This window comes from Pseudomonas jinjuensis (assembly GCF_900103845.1).
Taxonomy (GTDB): domain Bacteria; phylum Pseudomonadota; class Gammaproteobacteria; order Pseudomonadales; family Pseudomonadaceae; genus Pseudomonas; species Pseudomonas jinjuensis.
Genome location: NZ_FNIJ01000005.1, coordinates 44,682 through 58,176 on the forward strand (window position 1 = coordinate 44,682; position 13,495 = coordinate 58,176).

General features: G+C 62.7%; 15 protein-coding genes and 3 pseudogenes. 9 read left to right on the plus strand and 9 right to left on the minus strand.

Annotation, left to right across the window (positions count from 1 at the left end):
- Positions 1 to 29 precede the first annotated feature (29 nt).
- A complete protein-coding gene (locus BLR75_RS08450) occupies positions 30 to 1,217 on the minus strand; it encodes a YbfB/YjiJ family MFS transporter (RefSeq protein ID WP_084313255.1) in 1,188 nt (395 codons plus the stop codon).
- Between the two features lie 63 nt (positions 1,218 to 1,280).
- Between BLR75_RS08450 and BLR75_RS08455 the strand changes: the two genes are divergently transcribed.
- Positions 1,281 to 2,159 (plus strand): LysR family transcriptional regulator, encoded by an 879-nt coding sequence (locus tag BLR75_RS08455; protein ID WP_084313256.1) that lies wholly within the window; start codon positions 1,281 to 1,283, stop codon positions 2,157 to 2,159.
- A gap of 88 nt (positions 2,160 to 2,247) precedes the next feature.
- Here BLR75_RS08455 and BLR75_RS08460 read toward each other — a convergent pair whose 3' ends face one another.
- A complete protein-coding gene (locus tag BLR75_RS08460) occupies positions 2,248 to 2,511 on the minus strand; it encodes a DUF4404 family protein (protein WP_084313257.1) in 264 nt (87 codons plus the stop codon).
- Between the two features lie 70 nt (positions 2,512 to 2,581).
- Positions 2,582 to 3,163 carry a phosphonate degradation HD-domain oxygenase gene (locus tag BLR75_RS08465; RefSeq protein WP_084313258.1) on the minus strand — a complete coding sequence of 194 codons (582 nt, stop codon included), beginning with the start codon at positions 3,161 to 3,163 and terminating at the stop codon, positions 2,582 to 2,584.
- 142 nt (positions 3,164 to 3,305) lie between these two features.
- Here BLR75_RS08465 and BLR75_RS08470 point away from each other — a divergent pair, with 142 nt between their 5' ends.
- The 4 genes from BLR75_RS08470 (at position 3,306) to rssC (ending at position 6,678) form a co-directional block, all read left to right on the plus strand.
- Complete coding sequence (locus BLR75_RS08470; RefSeq protein WP_084313259.1) at positions 3,306 to 4,022, plus strand: UTRA domain-containing protein; 717 nt, start codon at positions 3,306 to 3,308, stop codon at positions 4,020 to 4,022.
- Between the two features lie 110 nt (positions 4,023 to 4,132).
- A complete protein-coding gene (locus tag BLR75_RS08475; protein ID WP_084313260.1) occupies positions 4,133 to 4,837 on the plus strand; it encodes an MlaA family lipoprotein in 705 nt (234 codons plus the stop codon).
- A 177-nt stretch (positions 4,838 to 5,014) separates the two neighbouring features.
- Positions 5,015 to 6,199 (plus strand): two-component system response regulator RssB, encoded by a 1,185-nt coding sequence (gene rssB / locus BLR75_RS08480; protein WP_084313261.1) that lies wholly within the window; start codon positions 5,015 to 5,017, stop codon positions 6,197 to 6,199.
- Positions 6,196 to 6,678, plus strand: a complete 483-nt coding sequence (gene rssC, locus BLR75_RS08485; RefSeq protein WP_084313262.1) for an anti-sigma factor antagonist RssC — start codon at positions 6,196 to 6,198, stop codon at positions 6,676 to 6,678. Before rssB ends, rssC begins: the two co-directional genes overlap by 4 nt.
- Positions 6,679 to 6,745: 67 nt before the next feature.
- Here rssC and tal read toward each other — a convergent pair whose 3' ends face one another.
- Both tal and dusA read right to left on the minus strand, forming a co-directional pair.
- The gene (tal, locus tag BLR75_RS08490; RefSeq protein WP_084313263.1) at positions 6,746 to 7,669 is read right to left on the minus strand and encodes a transaldolase; all 924 of its coding nucleotides are present in this window, start codon (positions 7,667 to 7,669) and stop codon (positions 6,746 to 6,748) included.
- A gap of 62 nt (positions 7,670 to 7,731) precedes the next feature.
- Entirely contained in the window at positions 7,732 to 8,736 is a 1,005-nt protein-coding gene (dusA, locus tag BLR75_RS08495) for a tRNA dihydrouridine(20/20a) synthase DusA (protein ID WP_084313264.1), read from the minus strand.
- A gap of 88 nt (positions 8,737 to 8,824) precedes the next feature.
- Between dusA and BLR75_RS26975 the strand changes: the two are divergent.
- Positions 8,825 to 9,017: pseudogene (locus BLR75_RS26975) on the plus strand (site-specific integrase); the annotation flags it as partial.
- A 125-nt stretch (positions 9,018 to 9,142) separates the two neighbouring features.
- Here BLR75_RS26975 and BLR75_RS08505 read toward each other — a convergent pair.
- Positions 9,143 to 9,478, minus strand: a pseudogene (locus tag BLR75_RS08505) (class I SAM-dependent methyltransferase); the annotation flags it as partial.
- Here BLR75_RS08505 and BLR75_RS27330 point away from each other — a divergent pair.
- A complete protein-coding gene (locus BLR75_RS27330) occupies positions 9,392 to 9,646 on the plus strand; it encodes a hypothetical protein (RefSeq protein ID WP_217633605.1) in 255 nt (84 codons plus the stop codon). The pseudogene BLR75_RS08505 and the gene BLR75_RS27330 sit on opposite strands and share 87 nt — an antisense overlap.
- A 324-nt stretch (positions 9,647 to 9,970) precedes the next feature.
- The gene (locus tag BLR75_RS08515) at positions 9,971 to 10,672 is read left to right on the plus strand and encodes an NAD(P)H-dependent flavin oxidoreductase (RefSeq protein WP_084313265.1); all 702 of its coding nucleotides are present in this window, start codon (positions 9,971 to 9,973) and stop codon (positions 10,670 to 10,672) included.
- 74 nt (positions 10,673 to 10,746) lie between these two features.
- On the opposite strand, the gene BLR75_RS08520 is transcribed toward BLR75_RS08515, so the two are convergent.
- The gene (locus BLR75_RS08520) at positions 10,747 to 11,643 is read right to left on the minus strand and encodes a LysR family transcriptional regulator (protein ID WP_084313266.1); all 897 of its coding nucleotides are present in this window, start codon (positions 11,641 to 11,643) and stop codon (positions 10,747 to 10,749) included.
- 132 nt (positions 11,644 to 11,775) lie between these two features.
- Between BLR75_RS08520 and BLR75_RS08525 the strand changes: the two genes are divergently transcribed.
- Positions 11,776 to 12,507: a sulfite exporter TauE/SafE family protein gene (locus BLR75_RS08525; RefSeq protein ID WP_245726120.1), complete on the plus strand. Its 732-nt coding sequence runs from the start codon at positions 11,776 to 11,778 to the stop codon at positions 12,505 to 12,507.
- Positions 12,508 to 12,541: 34 nt separating this feature from the next.
- Here the strand turns inward: BLR75_RS08525 and BLR75_RS08530 are convergent, their stop codons facing one another.
- Complete coding sequence (locus BLR75_RS08530; protein WP_084313268.1) at positions 12,542 to 13,021, minus strand: VOC family protein; 480 nt, start codon at positions 13,019 to 13,021, stop codon at positions 12,542 to 12,544.
- A 174-nt stretch (positions 13,022 to 13,195) separates the two neighbouring features.
- Positions 13,196 to 13,489 (minus strand): annotated as a pseudogene (locus tag BLR75_RS08535) (helix-turn-helix domain-containing protein); the annotation flags it as partial.
- Positions 13,490 to 13,495 lie beyond the last annotated feature (6 nt).

A 13,495-nucleotide genomic window follows, 5' to 3' on the forward strand; every position in this document is an offset into this window, starting at 1 on the left:
TTCGCGTAGACCACGCGGAGTCTGAAACCTTATGCGGGGCTCCCCTGATCGAGGGGCTCCTGGGAAGGGAAGAAAACGAGTAGCGCACTGCTTGCCAGCAAGCCTGCCGTACCCAGCCACAGCGCCGCATTGAAAGCCCAGCCAAGTTCAAGCACGAAATTCGCCGCTATAGGGCCAGCAAGTTGGCCGGCTGCGAATGCAGCGGTCATCGCCGCCAACAGCTTTTGTGCGTTGGCGCCGGCCTGCTGACGCGCTTCCTGCAGGCCGAGCAGCGTGATCAGCATGAAGGTGCCGCCCACGCACAGGGCGGCCACTGCGAGTCCAGCCAGGCCCGGCAGCATGATGGGCATCGATACCCCAACGGCCATGACCATTTGAGCGCTGGCCCATGTGTACTTTCGAGGCCAGCGTGTGAGGAAGGCGATACCCAATGTGGAGAGGGCGGCAGTGGTGCCGAAGAGTGGCCAGACCCAGCCAAATAGCGCCGGATCGTCAAGCAGCAAGCGCGCCTGGGATGGCAGGTAGGTGGCTGGAAGAATGTAGCCAAAACCGAAAAGGCCGTAGCACACCACCAGCCGATGAGTGCCTGTCGATTCATTCTCGGCAAGCGCTGGCGGCACATTTGCGTTTGAGTTTTTCACGCCCACCGATGCTTTTTCCGCACGTACGAGCAGCGTCCCCATAAGCGCGAGTGCTGCCAGCACCAGCCAAAGCGTAGCTGCCCCGGCCCCGAACAGAGCGCCGGCGTGGCAGATCAGGCCGGCCAGGGCGATACCTGTTCCCACCCCGGCAAACACAAGTCCGTCGAGGTGCCGCGCGTCCAGTTCCGCCAGGCGGGCCAGCACCGTGGTTGCCGTTCCAACCAGGACCCAGGCACTGGCTGCCCCGGCGATGAAGCGCATGGCGATCCACCATGCGAACGGCCCCGAAAGAGCCATGGCAGCGGTACTCGCGACGACCACCCACAAACCACATCGCATCAGCAGGGCGACAGGCATGCCCCGTCCGCCAGCCAGCACTGCACCCGCGAAATAGCCCAGGTAGTTGGCGCTCGCCAACCAGCCACCGGCTGACAGCGAAAGTCCCAGGTCGGCCTGCATCAAGGGCAATTGGGGTGTGAAGGCAAAACGGCCTATTCCCATTGCCACAGCCAGCGCAATGAGGCCGTTCAGAACAATGCCAAGGGTAGGCGAAGCGGGTGTACGAAATCTGTCCATGCACCATTCTGGCGCGCTATAATTTTCTCTTAAATTGAATAATTAAGAACGACATTTCTTAAAATGAGAAACTTCGATCTAGATGATCTGGCGATCGTTCAAGCGGTAGTGACACATGGTGGCGTAGCGCGTGCGGCGCAGGCGTTGCATCGTGTGCCATCCAACATCACTACCCGAGTCAAACAGCTCGAAGCGCGCATGGGGCTGGAGCTGTTCACGCGTCGTGGCCGCAGCCTGGTGCCGACGGAAGAAGGCCGCTTGTTGATCAGCTACGCAGAACGCTTGTTGCGCCTGGCTGACGAAGCAGAGTCCGCATTGCGCACGGGCAGGTTGCTCGGCACGCTCCGCATCGGTTCGCTGGAAAGCACCGCAGGTAGCCGCCTGCCTCGGCTTCTGGCCCGCTACAACCAGGCCAACCCTGCGGTACGCATCGAGTTGGTGACAGGCACGACTGGGGCATTGATCAGCAGACTAGCCCGCCATGATGTCGAGGCAGCCTTCGTGTCGGAGCCTTTCCATGCCCCTGGAGTCGCTGCCCAGCCAGTATTCAACGAAGAACTCGTTCTCATTACGGCGCCACATATCCGCTCGCTGGCCAGCCTGGCCAAAATGGAAAACATCACGCTGATTGTGTTTGCCAGTGGCTGCTCCTACCGCCGCCTGCTTGAACAGTGGCAGAGCGAACAAGGAGTGGGTGTTTCAGGCGTACTGGAGTTCGCCTCCTACCCTGCGATCGTTGCTTGTGTCGCGGCCGGCACCGGAGTAGCCATCGTTCCACGTTCAGTGCTTGCTGGATTGCATGCCGCGAAATCCGTGCAAGCCCACGAGCTTCCTGCGCATCTGGCTCACAACCGAACTCATCTGATCTGGCATGAAGGGCAAGAGTCTTTGGCTCTGCAGGGGTTGCGTCAATTATTGGAGACGCATGATGTCGCCGAATGACTCCAGGCAATGCCTGCATGGACCCGTGACTCTCATCTTTAGAAACAAAAAACCCGGCCTCGAAGCCGGGTTTTTTGCGCTGGGGAACTCAGATGCCCATGTTCGCCAGGCTCTGCACGATGGAGCGCAGGGTGCCGGCCAGGGTCGGGTGGCTCACTTCGAAGCGCTCCACTGCGAGGTTGATGCCGTCCACCAGGCTTTCGTCGGCCAGCGCTTCCTCGTTGGCCAGCTGGATCTCGATGTCCTCGATCAGCGTCTCTATCGATGCGCGCTCCTCGTCGTTCAGCGGCGGGTCGCGTTCCAGCTGGTCACGCAGGGACTGCAGTTCTTCCCGGAGACGTTGTGTCGGCATGGTGGTTTCCTTCTGCGGTGCATAACCATGATGGAACCCCAGGGGGATATCCATCGCCATGCCTTACAGCTTAACTCGCCTTGCGCAGCCGTGTGGGGTGCTGATTGTCGCGCAGCAGGCGTTCGAGCAGCGGGAAGAAGTGCTCCAGCTCCGGGATGCGCATGGCCGGGTCCTTGCCCAGGTCGTCGAGCCGGCGCAGGGTGATCGCATCCTGCGCGTAGGGCGCGGCGAGGAAGGCGTTCACGGCGCGCTCGTCGAACGGTCCGCCCTGCAGGGCGAGGCTGTGCCGGGAGGCTTCCGAGAGGCTGGCATGGTAGGTCGTGTCGATCGCGCAGAGGTAGCGCTTGGCGGCCACGTGCAGGCGCACCGGCTGCCAGACCGCTTCGGGGAAGCGGTTGCGCAGCAGCCTCGCGCCGAACTCCTCGTGGCGCAGGTCGCTGGCGTCGATCAGCGCCGGGTCTTCGTAGAGGTGGCCGATGTCGTGGAGCAGGGCGGCGGCGACCAGGCTGTCGGCGCATCCCGCGCGTTCCGCCAGGGTCGCGCACTGCAGGGCATGTTCGGCCTGGCTGATCGCCTCGCCGTAGGGCTCCGCACCGTGGCTGGCGAAGCGTTCGGCCAGTTCGTCGAGGAAGCTGTGGCGTGCATTGCGCATGGGGTTCTCCTTGTCGAGGGCCGGCGCCGGCGGGGGCCAGAAGCCTAGCGCCGCAATGTGACGTTGCGGTTAAGCTATCCCGCGCCGCTGGGCGTCATCGGGCGTCGCTATAATCGCAACGCCCCGATCGAGAGAGCCCTGCATGCCGGCCGAGCAACCCCGCCACTACCTGCGCATCCGCGACCAGCTGGCCCTGGAAATCGCCGAGGGCGCGCTGACCCGCAGGCTGCCCGCCGAACGCGAGCTCGCCGAGCGTTTCCACTGCACCCGCATCACCCTGCGCGAGGCGTTGCAGCAGCTGGAGACCGAGGGCCTGGTGTATCGCGAGAACCGTCGCGGCTGGTTCGTCTCGCCGCCGCGCATTCTCTACAACCCGACCCGCACCACCGGTTTCATGGATTACGTGGCCGCCCAGGGGCGCGTGCCGCGTACCGAGACCCTCGGCGCCGAACTCCGTCCCGCCGGCGCCTGGCTGGGCCGGCGCATGGAGCTGGCGGCGGCGCACCCGGTGTTCTTCGTGCAGCGCCGGCGCTGGGTGGACGAGCGGCCGGTGATGCTCGAATGGATCGCGCTGGACGCTTCCTGGTGCCCGGGGCTGCTGGAGATGAATCTGGATACCTCATTGACCCGGCTGCTCCGCGAGAGTTTTGGTAAATCGCCGAACCGCTGCCGCCTGGCCATGCATCCCACCGCGCTGGATCGCGCCCAGGCAGAACCGCTGCAGCTGGCGCCCGGGTCGCCGGCCCTCTATCTGGAGCGGCAAAGCTATGCGGAGGAGGGCAGGATCGTCGAGTTCGACCAGGAGTTCTGGCGACCGGATGCCCTGGAGGTGGTCATCGAGGCCAGCTATCAGGACTGACGTGCCAGGTCGACTGCTCTTCCAGGCTGAAAATTGCCAGCATCTCTATATACTGCGCAGGTTTGTCGGTCCGCTTGGCGGGCCGGAAGGTTCATAAGGAGATAAGTCTGATGCGCTGCGATGGCGTGAACTGGATGCAACGCGGTATTCGTCTGCTGGCGGCTGCCAGCCTGGTGCTGGCTCCCGTCCTGGCCCAGGCGGAGAGCGAGGATGATCCCTGGGAGAGCGTGAACCGGCCGATCTTCGTGTTCAACGACACCCTCGACACCTATGCGCTCAAGCCGGTCGCAGAGGGCTACCAGAAGGTCACCCCGCAGTTCGTCCAGGATGGCGTGCACAACTTCTTCGGCAATATCGGCGACGTGCGCAACCTGGTGAACGACCTGCTGCAGGGCAAGGTGCGCGATGCCGGCGTGGATACCAGCCGCCTGCTGTTCAACACCACCTTCGGCCTGGCCGGCTTCATCGACGTCGCCACCCGCATGGGCCTGCAGCGCAACGACGAGGACTTCGGCCAGACCCTGGGCGCCTGGGGCCTCGGCAGCGGTCCCTACGTCATGCTGCCGCTGCTCGGCCCGAGCACCCTGCGCGACGCGCCGGCGAAGTACCCGGACAGCTTCCTCGGCCCCTATCCGTACATCGACGATGTTTCCGTGCGCAACAGCATTCGCGCGGTGGACGTGGTCGATACCCGTGCGGACCTGCTGAAATCGGAAAAGCTGATCAGTGGCGACAAATACACGTTCATCCGCAATGCTTATCTGCAGAACCGCGAGTTCAAGGTAAAGGATGGACAGGTCGAAGACGATTTCTGACACGCGACAGCCGCGCCCGCCAAGGCGCGGCGCCGGCCTCCGCGGCCCGGCGCCATGCTTGAACCGGCGGGCGGATGGGAGTAGTGTCTGCGCCTTGTCGATACCGACCTGCGTCAAAGTCACCCCCGAAGAGCGCCATTTTTCATCACTTCCGGCGCCGATCTGCCTGGATAACCCATGCACAAAGCCAGTGCCACGCTGCTGATCATCGATGACGACGAGGTAGTGCGAGAGAGTCTCGCGGCGTATCTCGAAGACAGTGGTTTCACCGTCCTGCAGGCGACCAACGGTCTGCAGGGACTGCAGGTTTTCGAACACGAACTGCCGGACCTGGTGATCTGCGACCTGCGCATGCCGCAGATGGATGGCCTCGAACTGATCCGCCGGATCGGCGAGAAGGCCGTGGAAACGCCGGTGATCGTGCTTTCCGGCGCCGGTGTGATGAGCGACGTGGTCGAGGCGCTGCGCCTGGGCGCCGCGGATTACCTGATCAAGCCGCTGGAAGACCTGGCGGTGCTCGAGCACTCCGTGCGCCGCGCCCTCGATCGCGCCAATCTGCGCGCCGAGAACCGCCGCTACCGGGAGAAGCTGGAAACCGCCAACCGTGAGCTGCAGGCCAGCCTGAACCTGCTCCAGGAAGACCAGAACGCCGGTCGCCAGGTGCAGATGAACATGCTGCCGGGCACGCCATGGGAAACCGACGGCCTGGTGTTCGCCCACCAGATCATTCCCTCGCTGTACCTCTCCGGCGACTTCGTCGACTACTTCCGCGTCGACGACCGGCGCATCGCCTTCTACCTGGCCGACGTTTCCGGCCACGGCGCTTCCTCCGCCTTCGTCACCGTGCTGCTGAAATTCATGACCACCCGGCTGCTCTACGAGTCGCGGCGCAACGGCACGCTGCCGGAGTTCCAGCCTTCCGAGGTGCTCGGCCACATCAACCGTGGCCTGATCAACTGCAAGCTGGGCAAGCACGTGACCATGCTCGGCGGGGTCATCGACCTCCAGGCGAACCGCCTCACCTACAGCATCGGCGGCCACCTGCCGCTGCCGGTGCTCTATACCGAAGACGGAACGCAGTACCTCGAAGGGCGCGGCCTGCCGGTCGGCCTGTTCAACGAGGCGACCTACGACGACCACGAGATGGACCTGCCCGAAACCTTCAGTCTCTCGCTGTTCTCCGACGGCATCCTCGATGTGCTGCCGGGCACTACGCTGAAGGAAAAGGAAGCGGCGCTCCCGCAGCAGGTGGCCGCTGCCAAGGGCACTCTGGATGGCTTGCGTCAGGTCTTCGGGCTGGCGAAGTTGTCCGAGATGCCGGATGATATTGCCTTGCTGGTGTTGAGCAGGAACCTTGCATGAGTACCGGTAAAATCCAGTTCGCCGAGCAGGAAGGCTCCTTTGTCCTGAAGTTCGTGGGCGAAGTCCGACTGACCCTGTGTTCGGCGCTGGATGCCACCATCGAAAAAATCTTCGCTGCGCTGAATTTCACGGCGATCATCATCGATCTCACGGAAACCCAGAGCATCGACAGCACCACGCTCGGCCTGCTGGCCAAGCTGTCGATCCTTTCGCGGCAGAAAGTGGGGTTGCTGCCGACCCTGATCACCACCAACCCGGACATCACCCGGCTGTTGCAGTCGATGGGCTTCGACCAGGTGTTCAACATCGTCGACAAGCCGATGCCCTGCCCGGAATGCCTTACCGACCTGCCGCCGCAGGACCAGTCGGAAGATGTGGTGCGCAGCAAGGTTCTCGAAGCGCACCGCATCCTCATGGGGCTCAACGAGTCCAACCGCGAAGCCTTCCACGATCTGGTCAGCGCATTAGAGCGGCCGTAAGCAAGGCTTTGGCTGAATGAAAACCGGCGCCCTTGGGCGCCGGTTTCGTTTTGTGCGGGGTTCGCTATCAGCGCTTGCCGGCCAGCAGCGCTTCCAGCTTCTCCTGGTCGCGGGCGAACAGGCGGATGCCTTCGGCCAGCTTCTCGGTGGCCATGGCGTCCTCGTTCAGCTGCCAGCGGAACGCGCTTTCGTCCAGCACCTGGCGGGCCTCGCCTTCGCCCGGCTGCAGGTTGCGCGGCAGCTCGCCCTGGTCGTCGGCCAACTGGTGCAGCAGGTCGGGGCTGATGGTCAGGCGGTCGCAGCCGGCCAACTGCTCGATCTGCCCGAGGTTGCGGAAGCTCGCGCCCATCACCACGGTCTTGTAGCCGTTGGCCTTGTAGTAGCGGTAGATCCGCGAAACGGACTGCACGCCGGGGTCTTCGGCGCCGACGTAGTCGCGGTTGTTGGCCTTCTTGTACCAGTCGTAGATGCGGCCCACGAACGGCGAGATGAGGAACACCCCGGCGTCGGCGCAGGCGGCGGCCTGGGCGAAGGAGAACAGCAGGGTGAGGTTGGTCTGGATGCCGTCGCGCTCCAGCTCCTCGGCGGCGCGGATGCCTTCCCAGGTCGAGGCGATCTTGATCAGTACGCGGTCCTTGTCGATGCCCTGTTCGGCATACAGGTCGATCAGGCGCCGGGCGCGCTGCAGCGTCGCCTCGCGGTCGAAGGACAGGCGCGCATCCACCTCGGTGGAGACGCGGCCGGGAATCACGCCGAGGATGTCCTTGCCCACCGCCACGGCGAAGTGATCGCAGGCCAGGCCGGCGTCGCCCTGGCCGTCCGCGGTGGCGCGGGCCAGATGCTCGGCGTAGCGGGGCAGGGCGGCGGCCTTCAGCAGAAGCGACGGGTTCGTGGTGGCATCTACTGGTTTGAGACGGGAAATTGCGTCGAAGTCGCCGGTGTCGGCAACCACGGTGGTGTATTGCTTGAGTTGTTCCAGCTTGGAGGTCATGGCGGGTCTTCCGGTTGCGGTCCTTCGACCTTACCCGAGCCCGCCGCGCCGCTCAACGGGACTCAGTGGCCGGCGAGAAGTTCTGTAGCCTGGTCGAGCAATGCCAGGGGATCGGCGGCCTTGTGCACGTCCACCGAGAGCATCTGGCGGAAGCGCCGGGCGCCCGGGAAACCCTGCGCCAGGCTGAGCACATGGCGGGTCACGTGATGCATCGCGCCGCCCTCGGCGATATGCCGCTCGATGTACGGCCGCATGCGTGCCAGCGCCTCGGCGCGGGTGATCGGCGCGGCGTCGTCGCCGAACAGCTCCGAATCCACCCGGGCCAACAGGTAGGGGTTGTGATAGGCCTCGCGGCCGAGCATCACGCCGTCGAAGGTCTGCAGATGCTCGCAGCAGTCCTCGATGGTCTTGATGCCGCCGTTGAGGATGATCTCCAGGTCCGGGAAATCGCGCTTCAGCTGGGCCGCCACCTCGTAGCGCAGCGGCGGGACCTCGCGGTTCTCCTTCGGCGACAGTCCTTCGAGGATGGCGATGCGCGCGTGCACGGTGAAACTGCGGCAACCCGCCTCGCGCACCTGGCCGACGAAATCGCAGAGTTCGGCATAGCTGTCGCGGCCGTTGATGCCGATGCGGTGCTTCACCGTCACCGGCACGGCAACCGCGTCCTGCATGGCTCTGATGCAATCGGCCACCAGCGCCGGATGCGCCATCAGGCAGGCGCCGATCATGTTGTGCTGCACGCGGTCGCTGGGGCAGCCGACGTTCAGGTTCACCTCGTCGTAGCCGGCCTCTTCGGCAAACCGCGCCGCCGCCGCCAGCTCTGCCGGCACGCTGCCGCCCAGCTGCAGCGCCAGGGGATGCTCGCACTCGTCATGGCGCAGGAAACGCTGCCGGTCGCCATGCAGCAGCGCGCCGGTGGTGACCATCTCGGTGTAGAGCAGGGTATGGCGGGAAAGCTGGCGCAGAAAAAAACGACAGTGACGGTCGGTCCAATCCATCATGGGCGCAACCGAGAAGCGGCGACTCACCGAAAGGCGCGTATTTACTGGGTTTGAAGCGGTTTTCATAAGTTTCTCGAATTGCGCGTTTCGGGGGTAAAGAGGGTCTTTGGGGTGTTTCAAGAGTCGGCTCGCCGCAAAACTTGCATGTACCACCGTGGCGACTACCAGCGCTCGCCAGAAGACTGACGGCGCCGCCAGTTGCACGGTCCAGATCCGGCTCAAGAAAAAAGGGGTGGTAGTTTACTCCGAAGCTCAGGCTTTCGCTCGGAAGCAGGGCTGCAGTGGCCTGGGCGAAGCGTCGAGAGACGGAGCTGTCAGAGCCGGGAGCTATCGATCCGGCGCTGCGTGGGGATGTGGATAGTGATTGCCCGTCGAAATCGAGACCTACTAGCCGACAAGTCCTGCTGTTGAACCGCTGGAGCTGGCCGGTTAGCGGACATGGGCAACGCCGAGACAATCGGGGGGCAGGTTCCTAGCGCTTCACGCAGACAAACAATGCATTCCCGGACGTTCCGCCCCAGGGAGTGATGCGTTCGTAGTCATGCTCGAAGACCTGCACCTCGAAGTGCGGCTGCAGCTTGTCTACCGCGTTGAAGCAGAACACGCCGTTATCTTCCAGCGCGCCGTGCACGCTGGCCAGGCACGCCCGCAGTTGCTCCAGCCCGGCGTTGTAGTGGATCGAGTAGAGGAAACAGGTGATCAGGTCCAGCGGCTCATCCACTTGGAAGCCCGCCATGTCCTGCCGGCCGAACTGTGCCTAGGGGCAGCGCAGCCGGGCGATATCCAGCATTGGCTGATTGATATCCAGTGGATGTCCGTCTTGTGCATTTCGCTGATGGCGGGTTTTGGCTTCGCCACCGTGTCGCCGATCCAGAAGCTGGTTCTGGATAAAGCAGCGGCTGCGGGTGCTCCGACCCTTGCTGCCGCAGTGAACATCGGACTCTTCAACCTGGGAAATGCCATCGGAGCCTGGTAGGTGGCTGGGTGATCAGCGCGGGCTTCGGTCTTGTTGTCCCGAATTGGGCCGGTGGCTTCCTGTCTCTCGGCGCTCTGACGCTTGTCCTGATGTCCGGTGCACTGGACAGGCGCGAAGCCATGGGGCTTCCCCGGCAGGCTTGAACGGGAACTGGCGAACGCCCTCACCGGATGGGCGTTGCGGTCTTTACTGCTGAACGAGTGTTCATCTATAAGGATGTTCCCGACGCTCAGAGCACGCCGAGCGTACTGGGAACACCACAGCTTTCTTCCCCGGGGCGGTTCACGCCGCCCCTTCGATGCTCTTCGCTGAATCGGAGTGCCCATGCGTAACCAGCTGTTCAGAACTCGCATTACCGAGATGCTCGGTATCCGTCATCCCATTCTTTGCGGCGGCATGGGCCCCAGCGTGTCAGACGCGCGCTACGTCGCGGCGGTGGTCAACGCAGGCGGGATGGGATTTGTGGTTGCCGCCGGCTTCCCCGATCTGGATGAGTTTCGCGAACAGCTTCGCCGGTGTCGTAGCCTCACCTCGGGAAAAGGGTTCGGAGTGAACCTCTACCTTTCCGGCCAGGCCAACGCGACTGAGCGCCTGCGGCAGCAGATAAGGATTCTTGCTGAAGAAGAAGTGCTCTGTGTCGAGACATCGGGTGGAAGCCCGGAGGATGTTCTGCCAGCGCTGCAAGAAGCGGGTATCAAGGTTCTGCACAAGGTTCCTGCGGTTCGCTACGCGCGCTCAGCCGCGCGTCTTGGCGTGGACGCGGTGATCGTCGTTGGCAACGACTGCGGCGGCCATCCAGGAACCTACGGCATCAGCAGCATGGTTCAAGCATTGGATCGAAGAGAGTTTCGCCGATGGTGCGCCCTGGCGTTCTCCGTGAAGCCTCGCTTCAGGCAATGGTTCGCGAACATTTTCCAACGTCCCCTTCGGGTCGATAAGGCCGATACGTGGGCACTGCGCCAGCCGAGTGCATGGCTCCGCGCATCTCCACGCGGGAGTACAGGCGCATTGTGCAAGCCTGGGTAACTTGCATTGGCCTCGCCCCTGCGATGTACGGCAGGTGCCACCGGTAGAACGGAAGAAGCCGGCCAGAAACAAATTCAGGCCGTCTCGGATTTGCCTCCCAAATGGGCAAGCAAGCTTTGCATCGGAGCGGACAACTCATTCCAGTCCCTGAAGCACAGGCATAACTGTCTTCGTGCCCAATCATCCGTCAACTGAAGCGTTTGCAGGGAATACCGCTGCCTGTAACGCTTGGCTATGCCCTGAGGCAGAATCCCGATTCCTACGCCATGAGCGACCATTTCACATAAGCCTTCGAAGGTTTTCATGTGAATCCGGAGGTCGAGCGTTCTGCCTGCCGCACGAGCGTGGTCGTTGATGTGATCCTGCAGAGCGCTTCCTTGAGATAGACCTACGAAGGGTTGATCCAGGACTTCCGGGAAACTGATTTTGTTGCGCTGCGATAATGGATGCCGCGCAGCCACAATCAAAACCAGGTGGTTCTTCGCAACTGCTTGTAACTGAAGGCCTTGTGCCCTAACTGCATCTGAGACAACGCCGGCCTCGGCCAATCCGGACGCCACCGTGCGGACGATGTCGGTACTGGTGCGTTCCTTGAGATCGATACGCAAACGAGGACGCTCAGCTAACCAGGGGGCAAGCCGGCCGGGAAGAAACTCGGTGAGTGCGGCTGTGTTGGCATAGAGATGAATCGTTCCTCTGGCACCAACAGCGAAGTCCTGAAGCTCGTCTTTCAGGAGCTCCTGCTGCCGAAGGATTAAGCGCGCGTGATGTGCAAGCGCCTCTCCTGCTTCGGTTGTTATGACCCCCCTTGGCCGCCGTTCCAGCAAGGCTATTCCGGCGGCGCTTTCGATACTTCGTAATCGCTCGCTCGCTGAGGCCAAGGCAAGATTCGCGCGAGCTGCTCCGGCTGTGATGCTGCCGGCATCCACGATACATAGGAAGAGCTGGAGATTCGCTAAGTCGAGCCGCATGGGTTTCCGTTCGTTTTGCCTTCGGATTTACCGAAGGCTGAGCTGATGTTTCCGCATTGTGCCGGGCATTGCCAGGGGCTTCAATCTGGCTCCGTTGACATGCGATCCGAGCGTCCTATGCACGATTCTGTTATGTACCTTCTGCTGTTGGTCGGCACCTTTTTAGCTGCTGGTGTGGTGAAAGGCGTCACTGGTATGGGACTGCCTACGGTCGCCATGGGGTTGCTTGGAACAGTGATGCCCCCGGCTGCCGCTGCGGCAATTCTCGTCGTGCCTTCCTTCGTGACCAATGTGTGGCAGCTGTTTTCCGGCCCGTCGGTAGTACAGCCGGTACGCCGGCTCTGGCCGATGATGCTTTGCATCGTCATCGGCACGGTTGGAGGCTCGGCATTACTGGTTTGGGTCAATCCGGTTTGGTCCGGGTTCGGTCTTGGCGTAGCCCTGATTGTTTACGCAACCTATGCACTCGTCGCGCCGGCTTTTTCCGTCCCAAGACGAATTGAGTGGTGGCTGTCAGCAGTGATCGGTCTGATAACCGGAGTAGTTACCGGGGCCACCGGCGTTTTCGTGATGCCGGCGGTCCCGTATCTCGGGTCACTGGATATGAACCGGGAAGAACTGGTTCAAGCGCTTGGCCTGTCGTTCACCGTTTCCACGGTGGCACTGGCCATAGGGCTCTTCACGTATGGTGCATTTCAAGTAGGGCAGCTCGGTACATCCATGATGGCTATCGTTCCGGCTTTGATCGGAATGTGGGCTGGTCGATTCGTGCGGCTGCGGATCAGTCCCAGGCGCTTCCGCCAGTGCTTCCTGCTCTTCCTTATTGCGCTCGGCCTCGAGCTTTCGTTCCGACCTTTCCTTTGATCCTTCGACATCGGGACCCGGCGCCCGCTTCTGACTAACCCTTCAGCGCAGCTTCGATCGCGGCGATATCGATCTTGTGCATGCTCATCATCGCTTCGAACGCACGCTTGGCCGCTGCTCGATCAGGATTGGTAATCGCGGCCGTCAATACGCGTGGGGTGATCTGCCAGGACAGCCCCCACTTGTCCTTGCACCAGCCACAGGCGCTTTCCTGGCCCCCGTTGCCGACGATCGCGTTCCACAAGCGGTCCGTCTCGGCCTGGTCGTCGGTCGCCACCTGGAACGAGAACGCCTCGTTATGCTGGAACGCCGCGCCGCCGTTAAGTCCGAGGCAAGGAATGCCCATCACCGTGAACTCGACGGTCAGGACCTCGCCCTGCTGGCCCGCAGGATAGTCGCCAGGCGCGCGGTGGACGGCGCCCACCGCACTGTCCGGGAAGGTCTCGGCGTAGAAGGTCGCCGCATCCAGCGCGGTGCCGTCATACCAGAGGCATATCGTGTTTTTGCTGATCATCTCGGTTCTCCGCCATTGGAGCTGATGCGCGGGCTCTGGCCACGCAGCGGGTCTGGAACCCGACAGGGCATGCCGTTTCCAGTCTGCGGTCGGCGCGCCACTGGTGGGCGGCGACCCATGACGGACATCGAGCAAGCCGCGGGTTCCCCTGGGGTTTTCGATCAGGGTTGCGCTTCAAGCCCCACCGACTTGCATTCCGTCCTGGCCACGTAGTGTAGCGATGTCCCGCCTGGGGGGCGTGCCGAACAGGCGGCTGTACTCACGGCTGAACTGGGACGGACTTTCGTAGCCCACCGCGAAGGCAGCTCTCGATACGTCCAGGTGCTCATTGAGCATCGACCGCCGCGCTTCGTTCAGGCGCAGCCATTTCTGGTACTGCAGCGGGCTCATCGCGTTCGCCAGACTGACCGCGTTCTTCCAGAACAATCTGAAGTAGTTCCGCCCGGTGCTCCTTCCGCACGTCACCCGCCTGGT

Excerpts from the sequence above, each read along its gene's own strand:
- BLR75_RS08530 (WP_084313268.1), bottom strand. The coding sequence starts at position 13,021 with ATGATCAGCAAAAACACGATATGCCTCTGGTATGACGGCACCGCGCTG.
- BLR75_RS08455 (WP_084313256.1), top strand. The coding sequence starts at position 1,281 with ATGAGAAACTTCGATCTAGATGATCTGGCGATCGTTCAAGCGGTAGTG.
- BLR75_RS08475 (WP_084313260.1), top strand. The coding sequence starts at position 4,133 with ATGCGCTGCGATGGCGTGAACTGGATGCAACGCGGTATTCGTCTGCTG.
- BLR75_RS08470 (WP_084313259.1), top strand. The coding sequence starts at position 3,306 with ATGCCGGCCGAGCAACCCCGCCACTACCTGCGCATCCGCGACCAGCTG.
- tal (WP_084313263.1), bottom strand. The coding sequence starts at position 7,669 with ATGACCTCCAAGCTGGAACAACTCAAGCAATACACCACCGTGGTTGCC.
- BLR75_RS08525 (WP_245726120.1), top strand. The coding sequence starts at position 11,776 with ATGTACCTTCTGCTGTTGGTCGGCACCTTTTTAGCTGCTGGTGTGGTG.
- BLR75_RS08515 (WP_084313265.1), top strand. The coding sequence starts at position 9,971 with ATGCGTAACCAGCTGTTCAGAACTCGCATTACCGAGATGCTCGGTATC.
- dusA (WP_084313264.1), bottom strand. The coding sequence starts at position 8,736 with ATGAAAACCGCTTCAAACCCAGTAAATACGCGCCTTTCGGTGAGTCGC.
- BLR75_RS08450 (WP_084313255.1), bottom strand. The coding sequence starts at position 1,217 with ATGGACAGATTTCGTACACCCGCTTCGCCTACCCTTGGCATTGTTCTG.
- BLR75_RS08520 (WP_084313266.1), bottom strand. The coding sequence starts at position 11,643 with ATGCGGCTCGACTTAGCGAATCTCCAGCTCTTCCTATGTATCGTGGAT.
- rssB (WP_084313261.1), top strand. The coding sequence starts at position 5,015 with ATGCACAAAGCCAGTGCCACGCTGCTGATCATCGATGACGACGAGGTA.
- BLR75_RS08465 (WP_084313258.1), bottom strand. The coding sequence starts at position 3,163 with ATGCGCAATGCACGCCACAGCTTCCTCGACGAACTGGCCGAACGCTTC.
- BLR75_RS08460 (WP_084313257.1), bottom strand. The coding sequence starts at position 2,511 with ATGCCGACACAACGTCTCCGGGAAGAACTGCAGTCCCTGCGTGACCAG.
- rssC (WP_084313262.1), top strand. The coding sequence starts at position 6,196 with ATGAGTACCGGTAAAATCCAGTTCGCCGAGCAGGAAGGCTCCTTTGTC.